Origin of the sequence: Micromonospora sp. CA-240977 (assembly GCF_050942285.1) — a bacterium.
Classification (GTDB): domain Bacteria; phylum Actinomycetota; class Actinomycetes; order Mycobacteriales; family Micromonosporaceae; genus Micromonospora.
Genome location: NZ_CP192055.1, coordinates 402732 through 416920, shown reverse-complemented (window position 1 = coordinate 416920; position 14189 = coordinate 402732). Strand labels below are relative to the sequence as shown.

Genomic DNA, 14189 nt, shown 5'->3' with positions numbered 1-14189 from the left:
GTGTGCGCATCGCGCATCTTCGCGACCCTTGGCGGCCCCGCGCCGGAGGAGGCAGCCAACCGGAACGGGTTAGCGGACCTCGGCGAACAGTGGTCATCCAGGTGGCCACTGTTGTGTCCGGCCGACCCATTGCCGTCCTACAACTGTCGAAGGCGGGGATCCTTCCCGCCCCAACAGCCGAACGGTTCCCGATCCTGGCAATCGCCGACGAGCAAGGGGTGGGCACGACTCTTACTCGGCCTGGACAAGCCACTTCTGGGCCCATGGGTGGGCATCGACCGTTGTAGGGTGCACGCCGTGGGATACACGGTGAGGCCTTCAGGCCGTTTGCACCTCCCGAAGTCGGACGACGCTGCTGCGGCCGCCGCCACCCAGGCCGCCGTGGCGAGACGAGCTGGTTGGTACAGGCCGGACGCGTCTCCGTCGATCGACACGCTGGTCGACCTGGCGGATGTGGCCCGAGCCTCGATCATCCGCGACGGCGACTGGATCGAGTTCGGGTACGACGACGAGGGTGACCCCAAGTGGTCGAATCAGACCACAGCCTTCTACGTCGCGATCGCGCCGTTCGTTCGCTCGGGAACCGTCCACATCGAGGGCGAGGACGGTGCCCGCTGGTCGTACACCTACGCCGACGGGCAGATCACCCAACAGGGTTGGAACGGTTGGGACGGATCCATCGAGCCGTTCGGCGAGTACGTGGAAATCGCTTCCCCGGACCACCCGTAGGCGCGGCTCCCGCACCATCTGCCCGGGCTTCGGCAACGAATTCGCTGGTCAACCGGCCGCCCCTGTCCCGTGGTCTTCGCATCAACCGCCGAGGCCGGAGTGCGGAGCTGTCGACGCGCGCCCAGTCGTCAGCGCGTGCGGATGGGTCCGTGCTCGGGGCGCCGGGCGGCCACTCGGCGGCCTTCGACACTCGTTCGCCACCCGGCCGGGAGCGCTCCCCACAAAGGGACGACCCCCGTCGGGGGGAGACGGGGGTCGTCGAAGGTTCGGCTCCGGGGGGGTCGAGCCGAACCACTCAGCGGCCACGGGGGGTGCAACCGCTGAGGGTCTTTGTCTGTTTCGGGGATGTGAAAGCTCGTCGTACGGACAAGTCTGCCTGAGCGCGCCCGTCACGTCGAGTGGTGCCGACCCCACTCACTGCGAAAATCTCCTTGCGGAGTGTGAGCGTGATCACGCAGAGCGGGATTTTTGGTGCCAGCCCGCAGGTCTGACGGGTGGCCTGACCCCGGGCACCCGCCGACGATAGACCATCCGGCTAGACTTTCGCGCCGTGGGCCGAAGTGCCGCTTTCTTCGATCTGGACAAGACCGTCATCGCCAAGTCGAGCGCCCTGGCGTTCGGTCGGCCGTTCTACCGGGACGGGCTGATCACCCGGCGTGACGTGGTCAAGTCGGCGTACGCGCAGCTGATGTTCCGGCTGGGCGGCACCGACGAGCAGACCATGGCCCGAACACGGGACTACCTGGCTGCGCTCTGCAAGGGCTGGCAGGTCGAGCAGGTCCGCCAGATCGTCGCGGAAACACTGCATGAGCTGATCAACCCCTATGTGTACGCCGAAGCCGCTGTCCTGATCGCGGAGCACCAGGCCGCCGGGCGGGATGTGGTGCTGGTGTCGGCATCCGGCGAGGAGATGGTCCGGCCGATCGGCGAGTTGCTCGGGGTCACCGACGTGATCGCCACCCGGATGACGGTTCGCGACGGCAGGTACAGCGGCGAGGTCGAGTTCTACGCCGCCGGTCCGAGCAAGGTCGAGGCGGTCGGCGAGTTGGCCGCCGTCCGGGGTTACGACCTCGCCGAGTCGTACGCATACTCCGACTCGTACAGCGATCGTCCGTTGTTGGAGTGCGTCGGTCACCCGAGCGTGGTCAACCCGGACCGACAGCTGCGCAAGCTGGCCTCGGAGAATGCCTGGCCGGTGCTGGAGTTCCGGCACCCGATTCCGCTGGGCCGCCGCCTGCGGGAACGACCCGCCGTTCCGGTCGCCGCCGCGGCCCTGGGGGTCGGGGTGGGCGTGGCCATCGGTATCGCCTGGTATGGCCGGCATCGCCGGACCCGCGCCGCCGCCACCGCCTGACCAGTCCGGGCTGCGCGACCCTTCCCCGCGTTTCTCTCGTACCGGCACCTGCTGTCGCCGGAGCGACGGTGCGTGCCGCCCTCGTCACCGCACGGTGCCCACTCCTGCCCAACCACCGGTTTGAGCGTCCGCTCAAGTAGTCGTATGCTCGGTTTGAGCGACCGCTTAAAACCGGAGGTCACATGACTCACGACGATGAACCGCCAGCGGAGCGAACGGCCGCGCACTGGGTCCTGGCCGGCCTGATCACGCTCTTCGGGGTGGTCGTCTTCGTCGGGGTGGTCGACCAGGGCCGGGCCGACAGCGCCGTGCTCTTCGTGGCGCTTCCGGTGCTGCTGGCCGCCGCCCTCGCGCTCACCCCCCGCCAGACGGCCCACGGCAGGGTCTTCGCGGCCACCACGATGGCCCTGCTGCTGGCGGCGGTAATGCTGCACGAGGGTGCGGTCTGCGTCCTCCTGGCCGCCCCACTGGTCTACGCCGTGGCGCACGGCACCACCGCGCTGATCCGCGCCCTCCAGAAGGCAAACCGGCCGTACGTGTTCGTGGCCGTGCCGCTGCTGCTCCTGCCCGGCCTGGAGGGCAGTGGCATCGCCGGCCGAATCGATCCGGAGCAGACGGTAGAGGTGACCCGGGTCGTCGCGCTCCCGGTCGACCGGGTGGGAGAGCACCTCGCCGCCGGCCCGCATCCGACAGGCGTCCGGTCCGCGCCGCTGCGGCTGCTGGGCGTGCCCACCCCGGGACAGGTCAGTGGCGACGGGCTCAGCCTCGGCGACCGGTGGATGTTCGGCTACCACGGCAGCGCGCACGGCCCGGGCGGCCACCTGCTCGCCGAGGTGGACGACGTCGCACCGGGGCGGGTCGGCTTCCGCTTCGTCGAGGACAGCTCCATCACCGCGCGGTGGTTCACCTGGCGGCACGCGGAGCTGAGCTGGCGGGCGATCGATCCGGGGCACACCGAGGTCCGGGTCCAGGTCGACTACGCCCGGGGCCTGGACCCGTCCTGGTACTTCGGACCGGTGCAGCAGGTGCTGCTCGGCGCCGGGGTCGGGCATCTGCTCGACATGCTGGCGTTGGAGTGACGGCCGCCCGCTGGCTGAGCCTGGTGCTGCCGCTTCTCGCCGTACTCGCCGTCGGTGGCCGGGTGCGGGACCGGGTCTCCCGGGCCGCGGGGCTGCTGGCGTTCGTCGCGGCCGGGATCGGCATCGCCGCGCTGCACGAGGTCGCTCGCCGGACCGGCTGGTACGCGTTCGCGACGGTCGACGGCGCGTTCCGGGGGATGCCGGTGGACCTGTGGATCGGCTGGGCCGTCCTCTGGGGTCCGCTGCCGGTGCTGCTGCGCCGGGTGCTGCCACTGCCGGTCGCGCTGGGTCTGCTGCTCTGGGTCGACGTGGTGGCGATGCCGGCGCTGCACCCGCTGGTACGCCTCGGCCCGCACTGGCTGGTCGGGGAGGTGGTCGGGCTGCTCCTGGTGGCCCTACCCGCCCAACTGCTCGGTCGGTTCTGCGCCGACCGCCGGCACCTGGGCGCGCGGACGCTCCTCCAGGTCGGAGTCTTCGCCGCCCTGCTGCTCTGGTTCCTGCCCACAGTGGCCTTCGAACTGGGCGACGGGTCGTGGGCCGGGCTGACCGGGCTGCGCCGCACCGGGCTGCTGGTGGTGGCGCAGCTGGCAGTGCTGGCGGCCACGCCGGCGCTGGCCGCCGTCGCCGAGTTCGCCGTCCGGGGCGGCGGCACGCCGTACCCGTGGGACCCGCCGCGTCGTCTGGTCACCACCGGCCCGTACGCCTACCTGGCCAACCCGATGCAGTTCACCGCGGTGGTGCTGCTGCTGTTCACCGCCGTGGTCACCCGGAGCGTCACCCTGGCCCTGGCGGCGGTGTCGGCGGGGGCATTCGGAGCGGCGGTGGCCGGGCCACACGAGCACAACGATCTACGGGTGCGGTACGGCGACTCCTGGCGGTCGTACCGGGGGCAGGTGCGCGACTGGTGGCCGCGCTGGCGGCCGTACTCCGTGGGGCCACCGGCGGTGCTCTGGCTGGACGACGGCTGCGGGCCCTGCACTGCCGTCTGGCGGGCGCTGGCCCGGCGGCACCCGGTCGGGCTGCGGATCCGACCCGCCCGAGAGCACGAGCGCGTGCTGTGGCGGGCGGAGTACGTGGGCGGCGACGGCCACACGGAACGGGGGGTGGCCGCCGTCGCCCGTGGACTCGAACACGTCCATCTCGGCTGGGCGGTGGTCGGCTGGACCCTACGACTGCCCGGGGCCACCTGGCTCGCCCAACTGGTCACCGATGCGATGATCGCACCGCCGCACCCGGCCCGCTCGCGAGGAGAGCCATGTCCGACACCAAACAGCGCCTCCTCGACGGCACCATCGCCGCCATCCGGGAGCACGGGATCGCCGGCGTCTCCGCCCGTACCATCGCCGCCGCCGCCGGGGTGAACCAGGCGTTGGTCTTCTACCACTTCGGGAGTGTCGACGATCTGCTCACGGCGGCCTGCCGGGTCAGCACTGCCGAGCGGGTCGAGCACTGGTCGGCGCGGTTGGCCTCGGCCGGGTCGTTGCGCGATCTGCTCGCCGTCGGGCGGGAGCTGCACGACGAGGAACGCCAGCTCGGCAACGTCAGCTTCCTGGCCCAGATGCTGGCGGGGGCGCAGGCGGACCAGCGGCTGGCCGTGCCGACGGCGGCGGCGCTCCAGCTCTGGGTGGACGAGATCGAGGCGGTTCTGCGCAGGCTGCTCGCCGGGTCACCGTTCGCCGAGGTGGCCGACGTGCCCGGCCTGGCCCGCGCGGTGTCGGCCGCGTTCATCGGGCTGGAACTCTACGACGGGGTGGACCGGGTGGGGGCCGACCGGGCGATGGCGGCGCTCGACCAGCTCGCGCTGCTGCTGGAGATCGTCGACGACCTCGGGCCGATCGCCCGCCGAGCGTTGCAGGCCAAGGTGAACCGCGCGGTACGGCGGGAGTGACAGCGGCTCAGGCGGCGGCGAGGATCTCGTCGCCGATGACGGTGAGCTGGTCGGCGCCGACCTCGACCGCCGTCAGGTAGTGCCGCAGCCAGGAGCGCAGCCCGTCCGGGGTGCCGGTGGTGAAGGCGCCGGCCGAGCCGACGTACTCGGGCTCCCGTTCGCGGTGTCCGACGTCGACGGCGAGCAGCCCGCGCGGGTCGAGGCCGCTGGCGAGCAGCACCAGCCGCGCGGCGCCACGGGCCACCACGCCGGACGGGCCGGCGAACGGGCGCAGGTTCAGCAACTCGCCGTGGACCACTGCGGCGAGCACCAGCGGCGAGACGGTGGTGCCGCCGGCGACCAGCCCGGCCAGCCCGTCCAGTCGGGTGGCGACCACCGGGTCGGCCACCGGGCGGCCCAACTCGGCCTCCGGCACCACGTCCCGGGCGGCGAGCACGTGCAGTTTCGCGAGAGCCTGCCGGGGGGCCTTCGGCCAGAGCTCACTCAGGCCGGGCAGCGCCCCGGCGACCCGCAGGGCCCCCTGGAGCACGGGATCCGTGACGGTGCCGGCACGGACCGCCTCGCGGTCGTGCCCGGCCCCCTCCAGGGCGGCGCTGGCCACCGCCGAGCGGAGGCTCACCTCGGCCGCGACCTGTCCACCGTGCCGGCGCAGCGCCCGGTGCCCGAGCGCCTTGTCGAACCGTTCGCGGGCACGCTCGACGGCGGCGGCGATGTCGGCGAGCGCGAGCAGGGGTGCGAGCGGGTCGGTGGTCACCCCGCCACGCTAGCGACCCGGCCCGGCCCGGCGGGTCGCACCCGGCCACAGCGCGATCCGGACCACCCGACCCGCCGCACCGGCCACGGGGCCAGGCCGGTTCGACCCACGCCAAGGCCAAGGTCGACACGGGCTTGGTGATGCCGGGGTGTCCGCGAGGCCCGGATACCCCGATTTCACCAAACCCGTGTCGATCAAGCCGCGCCGTCCCCGCCCGCGCGGGCGGGGACGCGCCATCGGGGGAGGGACGCGCCGTCGGGCGGGGGACGGGCCGTCGGGCGCGCGGCGGGGGCCGCTCGGCGCGACCGGGGCGGGCAGTGGTCGCCGGCCGGAGGACCCGGGACTACCCTCGTGCCCAGCGAGACGCAGGTCACCCGAGGACGAGGAGTCACGGCATGAGCGAGGCATTGGCCAATCTGCTGAACGAGACGCGCCAGTTCCCCCCGCCGGCCGAACTCGCCGCGCACGCCAATGTCACGATCGACGCGTACGCGGAGGCCGACGCCGACCGCCTCGCGTTCTGGGCGAAGCAGGCCGACCGGCTGGCCTGGTCGAAGAAGTGGGACGAGGTGCTCGACTGGTCGAACCCGCCGTTCGCGAAGTGGTTCGTCGGTGGGCAGCTCAACGTGGCGTACAACTGCCTGGACCGGCACGTCGAGGCGGGCCGGGGCGACAAGGTCGCGATCCACTGGGAGGGCGAGCCGGGCGACACCCGGACCATCACGTACGCCGACCTGCACGAGCTGACCTGCCGGGCGGCGAACACGCTGACCGAGCTGGGTGTCACGGCCGGCGACCGGGTGGCGATCTACCTGCCGATGATCCCGGAGGCGGCGGTCGCGATGCTGGCCTGCGCCCGGATCGGCGCGGCGCACAGCGTGGTCTTCGGCGGCTTCTCCGCCGACTCGCTGAGCAACCGGATCCAGGACGCCAGCGCCAAGGTGGTGATCACCGCGGATGGCGGCTACCGGCGGGGGAAGCCGTCAGCCCTGAAGCCGACAGTGGACGAGGCGGTGGCGAGCTGCCCGTCGGTGGAGCACGTGCTTGTGGTCCGCCGTACCGGCGAGGACGTGGCCTGGTCGGCGAAGGACCACTGGTGGCACGAGACGGTGGAGACCGCGTCGGCCGAGCACACGGCGCAGCCGTTCGACGCCGAGCACCCGCTGTTCATCCTCTACACCAGCGGCACCACGGCCCGCCCGAAGGGCATCCTGCACACCACCGGCGGGTACCTGACGCAGGCGTCGTACACGACGCACGCGGTCTTCGACCTCAAGCCGGAGACGGACGTCTACTGGTGCACCGCCGACATCGGCTGGGTCACCGGCCACTCCTACATCGTGTACGGCCCGCTCTCCAACGGGGCCACCCAGGTGATGTACGAGGGCACCCCGGACACCCCGCACCGGGGCCGCTTCTGGGACATCGTCGAGAAGTACAAGGTCAGCATCCTCTACACCGCTCCGACGCTGATCCGCACGATGATGAAGTGGGGCGAGGACATCCCGGCCGGTCACGACCTGTCGTCGCTGCGGCTGCTCGGCAGCGTCGGCGAGCCGATCAACCCCGAGGCCTGGATGTGGTACAGGGAGTTCATCGGCGGCGGGGCGCTGCCCATCGTCGACACCTGGTGGCAGACCGAGACCGGCGCCATCATGATCTCCCCGCTGCCGGGGGTCACCGCGACCAAGCCCGGATCGGCGATGGCCCCGCTGCCGGGCATCGTGGCCGACGTGGTGGACGACCAGGGCCAGTCGGTGCCGAACGGTGGCGGCGGCTACCTGGTGCTGCGCGAGCCGTGGCCGTCGATGCTGCGCACCATCTGGGGTGACGACAACCGGTTCATCGAGACCTACTGGAGCCGGTTCGAGGGCATGTACTTCGCCGGTGACGGGGCGAAGAAGGACGACGACGGGCACATCTGGCTGCTCGGCCGGGTCGACGACGTGATGCTGGTGTCCGGGCACAACATCTCGACCACGGAGGTGGAGTCGGCGCTGGTGTCGCACCCGTCGGTGGCCGAGGCGGCGGTGGTGGGCGCTACCGACCCGACCACCGGGCAGGCCATCGTCGCGTTCGCCATCCCGCGCGGCAGCACCGACATCGCCGGCGACGCGGGTGAGCAGCTCATCGCCGAGCTGCGCAACCACGTCTCGAAGACGCTCGGGCCGATCGCCAAGCCGCGGCAGATCATGCTGGTGCCGGAGCTGCCGAAGACCCGCTCCGGCAAGATCATGCGCCGGTTGCTGCGCGATGTCGCGGAGAACCGGTCGCTCGGCGACGTGACCACCCTGCAGGATTCCTCGGTGATGGAGCTGATCTCGTCGGGGATGAGCGGGGCCAAGTCCGACGAGGACTGACGGCAGGCGTACACACCGGAGGGTGGCGGTCCGTGCGGACCGCCACCCTCCGTCATTTCTTACGGGTACGACCCACAGCGTCCCGCCACTGTCACATCGGTCGGTCGGGGGAGTCGAAAGAAGCTGAACGGCCCAAGCGGTGGGTCACCACTGTCCTTTCGGCCGGTTGTGATTTAGGTTCACGCAGGTTGGAACAATTCGACGCTCGTCACATCGACGGTCGGACGATCCAACGTCCTCCTCCCCATGCCCGAGAAATGGAGCGGCATGAACCACAAACCGCAGTCCGGGTCGCGGCGACGACTACTCGTCGCACTGCCCGCCATCGCCCTCGCGGCCACGTCACTGACCGTGACGGGCAGCGCGGCGGCCCAGTCGTCGTCCCCGACGCCCCGGGCGGTGATCGGCGCGGATGAGTACTACATCAACTACGCCGAGCCCGAGGTGCAGCCGGACACCACCGGCCGCGAGGTGAAGGGCAAGGGCGGCGTCTACACGCCCGCCGTGGAATCCGCCCGCGCGTTCGACCAGAAGCACGCGCGCGGCAACCCGGTCACCGCCAAGCAGCTGGCCAAGATCGAAGCGAAGTCGATCCAGACCGGCAAGAACCCTCGCAAGATCAAGCAGGCGCCGACCACGCAGACGGCGAAGCTGTTGACGTTGCTTGTCGAGTTCAACGACAAGGCCAACGACGACTTCACGAACGTGATGGTCCCGAAGACGGTGTTCGAGGACCGCACCTGCGTGCCCGGCACCGTGCAGAACGGGCCGAAGCACAACACGATCCCGGACCCGTCGCGGCTGCCGCACGAGGACAACAACTCGATGTGGGTGCCGGACTTCTCGCCGTCGCACTACAACAAGATGCTGTACAGCAAGAAGGGCATCACCGAGCGGGTCCGTACCGACCTCAAGGGCCCGGACGGCAAGAAGGGCATCGACATCTCGGGCCGCACCATGCACAACATGTACCTGGAGATGTCCAAGAACGCGTACACGGTCGACGGGCAGGCCAGCCCGTGGATCACCGTGCCGCACTCCGAGGGCTGGTACGCGGCCAACCGCTGCACCCAGGACGAGGACGGCAACTGGGTCCCCGGCCGGGAGCAGACGATGAACGGCCACCCGGACAACCCGGCCGGCGCGGGCAAGCTGGCGGGCGACGCGATCGAGGCGCTCGCCGCGAAGGACCCCGCCTTCCCGTGGGCGGACTACGACATCGAGGACCAGGCCGACCGCGACGGTGACGGCAACGTCTACGAGCCGGACGGCGTGATCGACCACCTCGTGCTGGTGCACGCCGGGCAGGGCAAGTCGCGCGGCGGCGGCGACCAGGGCGTGTACGCCGTGTGGGCGCACTCCTCCTCGGTTCCGGGTGGCTACACCATCCCGGGCACCAACCTGAAGGTGTCGAACTACATCGTGCAGCCGGAGGACGCCGGCGTCGGCGTCTTCGCCCACGAGTTCGGCCACGACCTCGGTCTGCCGGACCTCTACGACACGTCCGGCAACGCCGACTCCGACGTGGACTTCTGGGACCTGATGGCCTCCGGATCGCACTCGGGTGAGATCTTCCAGGCGCTGCCCACGCACATGGGCATCTGGGACAAGTGGGTGCTCGGCTGGGCCGACCCGCTGACCATCCGCCCCGGGTCGAACCCGCGTGAGGTGAAGCTCGGGCAGACCTCGCGTACGCCGATCGACGCCGAGGACGGCATCAAGGTCGACCTGCCGGACAAGGTGACGACGCTTGCCACGCCGCACAGCGGCACGAAGATGTGGCACAGCAACAACGACCAGAGCTGGGCCGACGTCAAGCTGAGCCGCTCGGTCAACGTGCCGGCCGCCGCGGACGCGAAGTTCTGGATGTGGAACAACTACATCATCGAGGAGGACTGGGACTACGGCTTCCTCGAGCTGTCCACCGACGGCGGCACGACCTGGACCGAGCAGAAGGTCTACGCCGAGGACGGCACCGTGGTCACCACGCCGGACAACTACGGTGACCCGAACGGCCGGATGAACGACTTCGGCGGCAAGAAGTACGGGCTGACCGGCAGCACCGACGGCTGGCGTCACGACTACGTCGACCTGTCGGCGTACGCGGGGACGACCGTCCAGGTGCGTCTGCGTCTCGCCACCGACGAGGCGTTCGAGGAGCGCAACTGGTTCGTCGATGACTTCGCGGTCACCGGCGGCGGCGCCACGACGTGGAGCGACGACGTCGAGGGCGGCGACAACGGCTGGACCGCGACCGGTGGCACCTTCGTCGACACCACCGGCGCGGGCTGGAAGGTCTCCGGCGGCACCGAGGTACACGCGCAGTACTACCTGGCCGAGTGGCGCAACTTCGACGGCTTCGACAAGGGCCTGAAGTACGCGTACGACACGATCTACTCGCACGAGGCGTGGAAGGTCGACCGGATCTCGTACAACGCGCCGGGCATGCTGGTCTGGTACCGGGACACCGCGCTCGGCGACGTCAACCACGTCACCGGGCAGATGACCGCCCTGCCCAGCTACGGCGCGAAGGGCGGGTTGCTCATCGTCGACTCGCACTTCGACCCGTACCGCCGCACGGGCGAGGCGGCCGTGAAGGACCCGTCGGTGACGGACAACCTGCCCAGCCGTCCGCAGTCGGCAAACGCCGCCTTCACGCTCCAGAAGACGTACCCCTTCACGGAGTGCCTGGAGGCGGCGGACGAGCCGTACAGCGCGTACTGCACCAAGTTCAAGGCGCAGGCGCCGGTGAAGTCCTTCACCGATGCCAAGACCTGGTACCCGGGCATCGAGATGCGCGACGGGGCCGCGTACGCCCGGGACAACGACGCGTCGGTGGTCGTTCCGTCGCGGAACAACGCGCCGTACACCACCCGGGTCACCCACCCGGACGGCAGCCCGGCGCCGGAGTTCTACGGCGTGACCCTGGGCGGTGGCGCGATCGTGCTGGGCACCGGCAACCCCGGTGACGCGGGCGTCAACTACGGCGTGTCGCTCACCGTCAAGAAGGCCGCGAAGGACAACTCGTCCGCCACGATCTTCGTCACCCCGGCGACGAAGTGACGCGCTGCTGAGCGGTAACCGATAACAGCGGTTGGTGGGGCCGGTGGCGGAGACGCCTCCGGCCCCACTGTCGTACATCGATCAGGGCTATCGAAATATGTCGTTTCAAACCGGGACGGTCGGCCCGCCTCTGGTCAATGTGGCTGATGAAGCGCTGGGGTGTGACGGTGAAAAGCATTCCCAACAAAATCTTGCAACAAATCGACGCGATCGTCTTCCCACCCGTCCCAGCAGTAACTATGTTCACCCTTGGTCCCACTCGTGGGATCGATCTCCCACCGGCCCGTACCCCCGTGGGGCCGGTTCCCTCACACCGGAGGTACCACGTGCGCAAAGTCGCAGTGGGTCTGCTCGGGCTCTCACTGACGGCGACGGGCCTGATCTACGGTCCGTCCGCCTCGGCGGCGCCGCAGCCCAAACTGCCGGCAGCACCGGCCGCTGCCGAGCCGCAGGCGCTGAAGGACGAACTCCCCGACAAGCTCGAGGACAAGCGCCGCGCGCTCCGTCAGCAGGGCCTCAGCGACGTGCTGAGCGGTCGCAGCAAGCCGATCGAGCGCAACGGCAGCACGGTCGTCAAGGTCGGCCAGGTCGGCAAGGCGGGCACGGCCAGGGCCAACGCCCGCACGGCCGGCACCGACCCGGAGCCCCGGGACCAGTACGTAGAGCTTGAGCGTGAGCGGACCGACAAGATCTTCGTGATCCTTGCCGAGTTCGGTGACGAGCGGCACCCGTCCTACCCGGACAAGGACACGAACCCGGACATCGCCGGGCCGACGACGTTCCAGGGGCCGCTGCACAACAAGATCCCCGAGCCCAACCGGGCCGTGGACAACTCCACCATCTGGCAGCCGGACTTCAGCCCGGAGCACTTCCGCCAGGTCTACTTCGGCACCAACCCGGGCGACGAGTCGCTCAAGCAGTATTACGAGGCGCAGTCCTCGGGTCGCTACACCGTCGACGGTGAGGTGACCGACTGGGTCAAGGTCAAGTACAACGAGGCCCGCTACGGTCGCTCCGACGACCCGATCCCGGACCCGAAGCCCGGCCAGGAGCCGGACCCGCGCGACGATCGGGCCGTCTGCCCCGACAATGTCTGCTCGAACACCTGGGCGCTGGTCCGCGACGCCGCCAACCAGTGGGTCGTCGACCAGAAGGCCAAGGGCCGGACGGACGCGCAGATCGCCGAGGAGATGCGGTCCTTCGACCAGTGGGACCGGTTCGACTACGACGGTGACGGCGACTTCAACGAGTCGGACGGGTACATCGACCACTTCCAGATCGTCCACTCCGGCGGCGACCAGGCCGACGGTGACCCGCAGCAGGGTGAGGACGCCATCTGGAGCCACCGCTGGTCGGCCTACAACAGCTCGCCGGTCGGCCCGCCGAACCTTCCGATCGGTGGCACCGAGATCGGCAACACCGGCGTCTGGATCCGCGACTACACGATCCAGCCGGAAAACGGCGGCCGCAGCGTCTTCTACCACGAGTACGGCCACGACCTGGGCCTGCCGGACGACTACGGACCCGCTGACAACAACAACGAGCACTGGACCCTGATGGCCCAGAGCCGGCTCGGCGCCAAGAACGACCCGGCGATCGGTGATCGCGGCGGCGACCTCGGCGCGTGGAACAAGCTCCAGCTCGGTTGGCTGGACTACAAGGTGTTCGTGGCCGGCCAGGACAAGAAGCTGGACCTCGGTCCACAGGAGTACAACTCCGAGAAGGCACAGGCCGCCGTGGTGGTGCTGCCCCAACGGGAGTACACGTTCAACTACGGCGCGCCCGTCGAAGGCGCGAAACAGTATTTCTCCGGTAACGAGGACAGCCTCGACAGCACGATGACGAGGACGTTCGACCTCACCGGCAAGTCCTCCGCGGCGCTGTCGCTCAAGGGCAAGTACAGCATCGAAGCGGGTTACGACTACCTCTACTTCGAGGCGTCGACGGACGGCGGTCAGTCCTGGATCGACCTGGACGGCACCGTCAACGGCAAGCCGATCGGCGTGGACGGCGCCGACCGTCCGGCCCTCTCCGGCACCAGCAACGGTGCCTGGGCCGACATCAACATCCCGCTGACCGCTGTCGCCGGCAAGTCGGCGCAGGTCCGCCTGCACTACGTCACCGACGGTGGTGTCTCCGAGGGTGGTTTCTTCGGTGACGCGATCACCGTGACCGCCGACGGCCAGACCGTGTTCAGTGACGGCGCCGAGACCGACGCCGGCTGGGCCCTGGAGGACTTCCAGGTGGTCGGCGCGACCTACACCCGGCTGTTCGACAACTACTACATCGCCGGCAACCGGTCGTACGTCTCGTACGACAAGTACCTGAAGACCGGCCCGTACTTCTTCGGCTACGCGAACACCCGCCCGGACTGGGTGGACCACTACGCGTACCAGGAGGGCCTGCTCATCTCGTACTGGAACACCCGGTTCGCCGACAACAACACGGCGCCGGTGTCGGAGTCCAACCCGGGTGGTCACCCGGGTGAGGGTCGCAACCTGTACATCGACGCGCACCCGGAGCCGATCTACAACCTGACCGGTGCTCCGTGGCGGGCCCGGGTCCAGGTCTACGACGCGCCGTTCAGCCTCAAGAAGGCCGACTCGTTCACCCTGCGCCTCAACAGCCAGCCGCAGTACATCCGCGGCGAGGCTGCGCAGCCCCTGTTCGACGACACCAAGAAGTACTTCTACGAGGAGCTGCCGAACCACGGCGTCAAGCTCCCCGCGACCGGTGTCAAGATCAAGGTTCTGGAGCAGGACGGCACCTCGATGAAGATCCGGATCTTCTGACCAACGATCCCGCACCACCCAGCGGCGCCCGGGCAGCTTGTCTGCCCGGGCGCCGCCCTTTGTCCGGCCGACACCGGGACGACGCCCGGCGCACCCGCAGGGGACAACCCGGGCTTCTCCCTGCTCAAAAGCGACCACAAGGGCCGCCGACGGCAACCGGGTCCTAGGCT

At 69.8% G+C, this 14189-nt stretch carries 9 protein-coding genes; 8 read left to right on the top strand and 1 reads right to left on the bottom strand.

What is annotated here, in order from left to right; all coding sequences use genetic code 11:
- Window positions 1–381: 381 nt before the first annotated feature.
- From ACQPWW_RS02020 to ACQPWW_RS02000, 5 genes are all read left to right on the top strand, one after another.
- A complete protein-coding gene (locus tag ACQPWW_RS02020; protein ID WP_433128538.1) occupies window positions 382–729 on the top strand; it encodes a hypothetical protein in 348 nt (115 codons plus the stop codon).
- A gap of 550 nt (window positions 730–1279) precedes the next feature.
- Complete coding sequence (locus tag ACQPWW_RS02015; protein WP_433128536.1) at window positions 1280–2083, top strand: HAD family hydrolase; 804 nt, start codon at window positions 1280–1282, stop codon at window positions 2081–2083.
- Between the two features lie 182 nt (window positions 2084–2265).
- Window positions 2266–3162 carry a hypothetical protein gene (locus tag ACQPWW_RS02010; protein ID WP_433128534.1) on the top strand — a complete coding sequence of 299 codons (897 nt, stop codon included), beginning with the start codon at window positions 2266–2268 and terminating at the stop codon, window positions 3160–3162.
- Window positions 3159–4523, top strand: a complete 1365-nt coding sequence (locus ACQPWW_RS02005) for a methyltransferase family protein (protein ID WP_433128532.1) — start codon at window positions 3159–3161, stop codon at window positions 4521–4523. The genes ACQPWW_RS02010 and ACQPWW_RS02005 overlap by 4 nt, the downstream gene beginning before the upstream one ends.
- Window positions 4418–5050 (top strand): TetR/AcrR family transcriptional regulator, encoded by a 633-nt coding sequence (locus ACQPWW_RS02000; RefSeq protein WP_433128530.1) that lies wholly within the window; start codon window positions 4418–4420, stop codon window positions 5048–5050. Before ACQPWW_RS02005 ends, ACQPWW_RS02000 begins: the two co-directional genes overlap by 106 nt.
- A 7-nt stretch (window positions 5051–5057) precedes the next feature.
- On the opposite strand, the gene ACQPWW_RS01995 is transcribed toward ACQPWW_RS02000, so the two are convergent.
- Window positions 5058–5804 carry an oxidoreductase gene (locus tag ACQPWW_RS01995; protein WP_433128528.1) on the bottom strand — a complete coding sequence of 249 codons (747 nt, stop codon included), beginning with the start codon at window positions 5802–5804 and terminating at the stop codon, window positions 5058–5060.
- 395 nt (window positions 5805–6199) lie between these two features.
- Here ACQPWW_RS01995 and acs point away from each other — a divergent pair, with 395 nt between their 5' ends.
- The 3 genes from acs to ACQPWW_RS01980 all read left to right on the top strand — a co-directional run bounded on the left by acs (window position 6200) and on the right by ACQPWW_RS01980 (window position 14019).
- Window positions 6200–8164, top strand: a complete 1965-nt coding sequence (gene acs, locus ACQPWW_RS01990; protein WP_433128526.1) for an acetate--CoA ligase — start codon at window positions 6200–6202, stop codon at window positions 8162–8164.
- Between the two features lie 267 nt (window positions 8165–8431).
- Window positions 8432–11227, top strand: coding sequence for an immune inhibitor A domain-containing protein (locus tag ACQPWW_RS01985; protein ID WP_433128524.1), 2796 nt, complete (start codon window positions 8432–8434; stop codon window positions 11225–11227).
- A 341-nt stretch (window positions 11228–11568) separates the two neighbouring features.
- The gene (locus ACQPWW_RS01980; protein ID WP_433134080.1) at window positions 11569–14019 is read left to right on the top strand and encodes an immune inhibitor A domain-containing protein; all 2451 of its coding nucleotides are present in this window, start codon (window positions 11569–11571) and stop codon (window positions 14017–14019) included.
- The last annotated feature ends 170 nt before the right edge of the window (window positions 14020–14189 follow it).

Bases quoted from the DNA above. Each gene is read 5' to 3' on its own strand.
- acs (WP_433128526.1), top strand. From the start codon at position 6,200: ATGAGCGAGGCATTGGCCAATCTGCTGAACGAGACGCGCCAGTTCCCC.
- ACQPWW_RS02000 (WP_433128530.1), top strand. From the start codon at position 4,418: ATGTCCGACACCAAACAGCGCCTCCTCGACGGCACCATCGCCGCCATC.
- ACQPWW_RS01985 (WP_433128524.1), top strand. From the start codon at position 8,432: ATGAACCACAAACCGCAGTCCGGGTCGCGGCGACGACTACTCGTCGCA.
- ACQPWW_RS02010 (WP_433128534.1), top strand. From the start codon at position 2,266: ATGACTCACGACGATGAACCGCCAGCGGAGCGAACGGCCGCGCACTGG.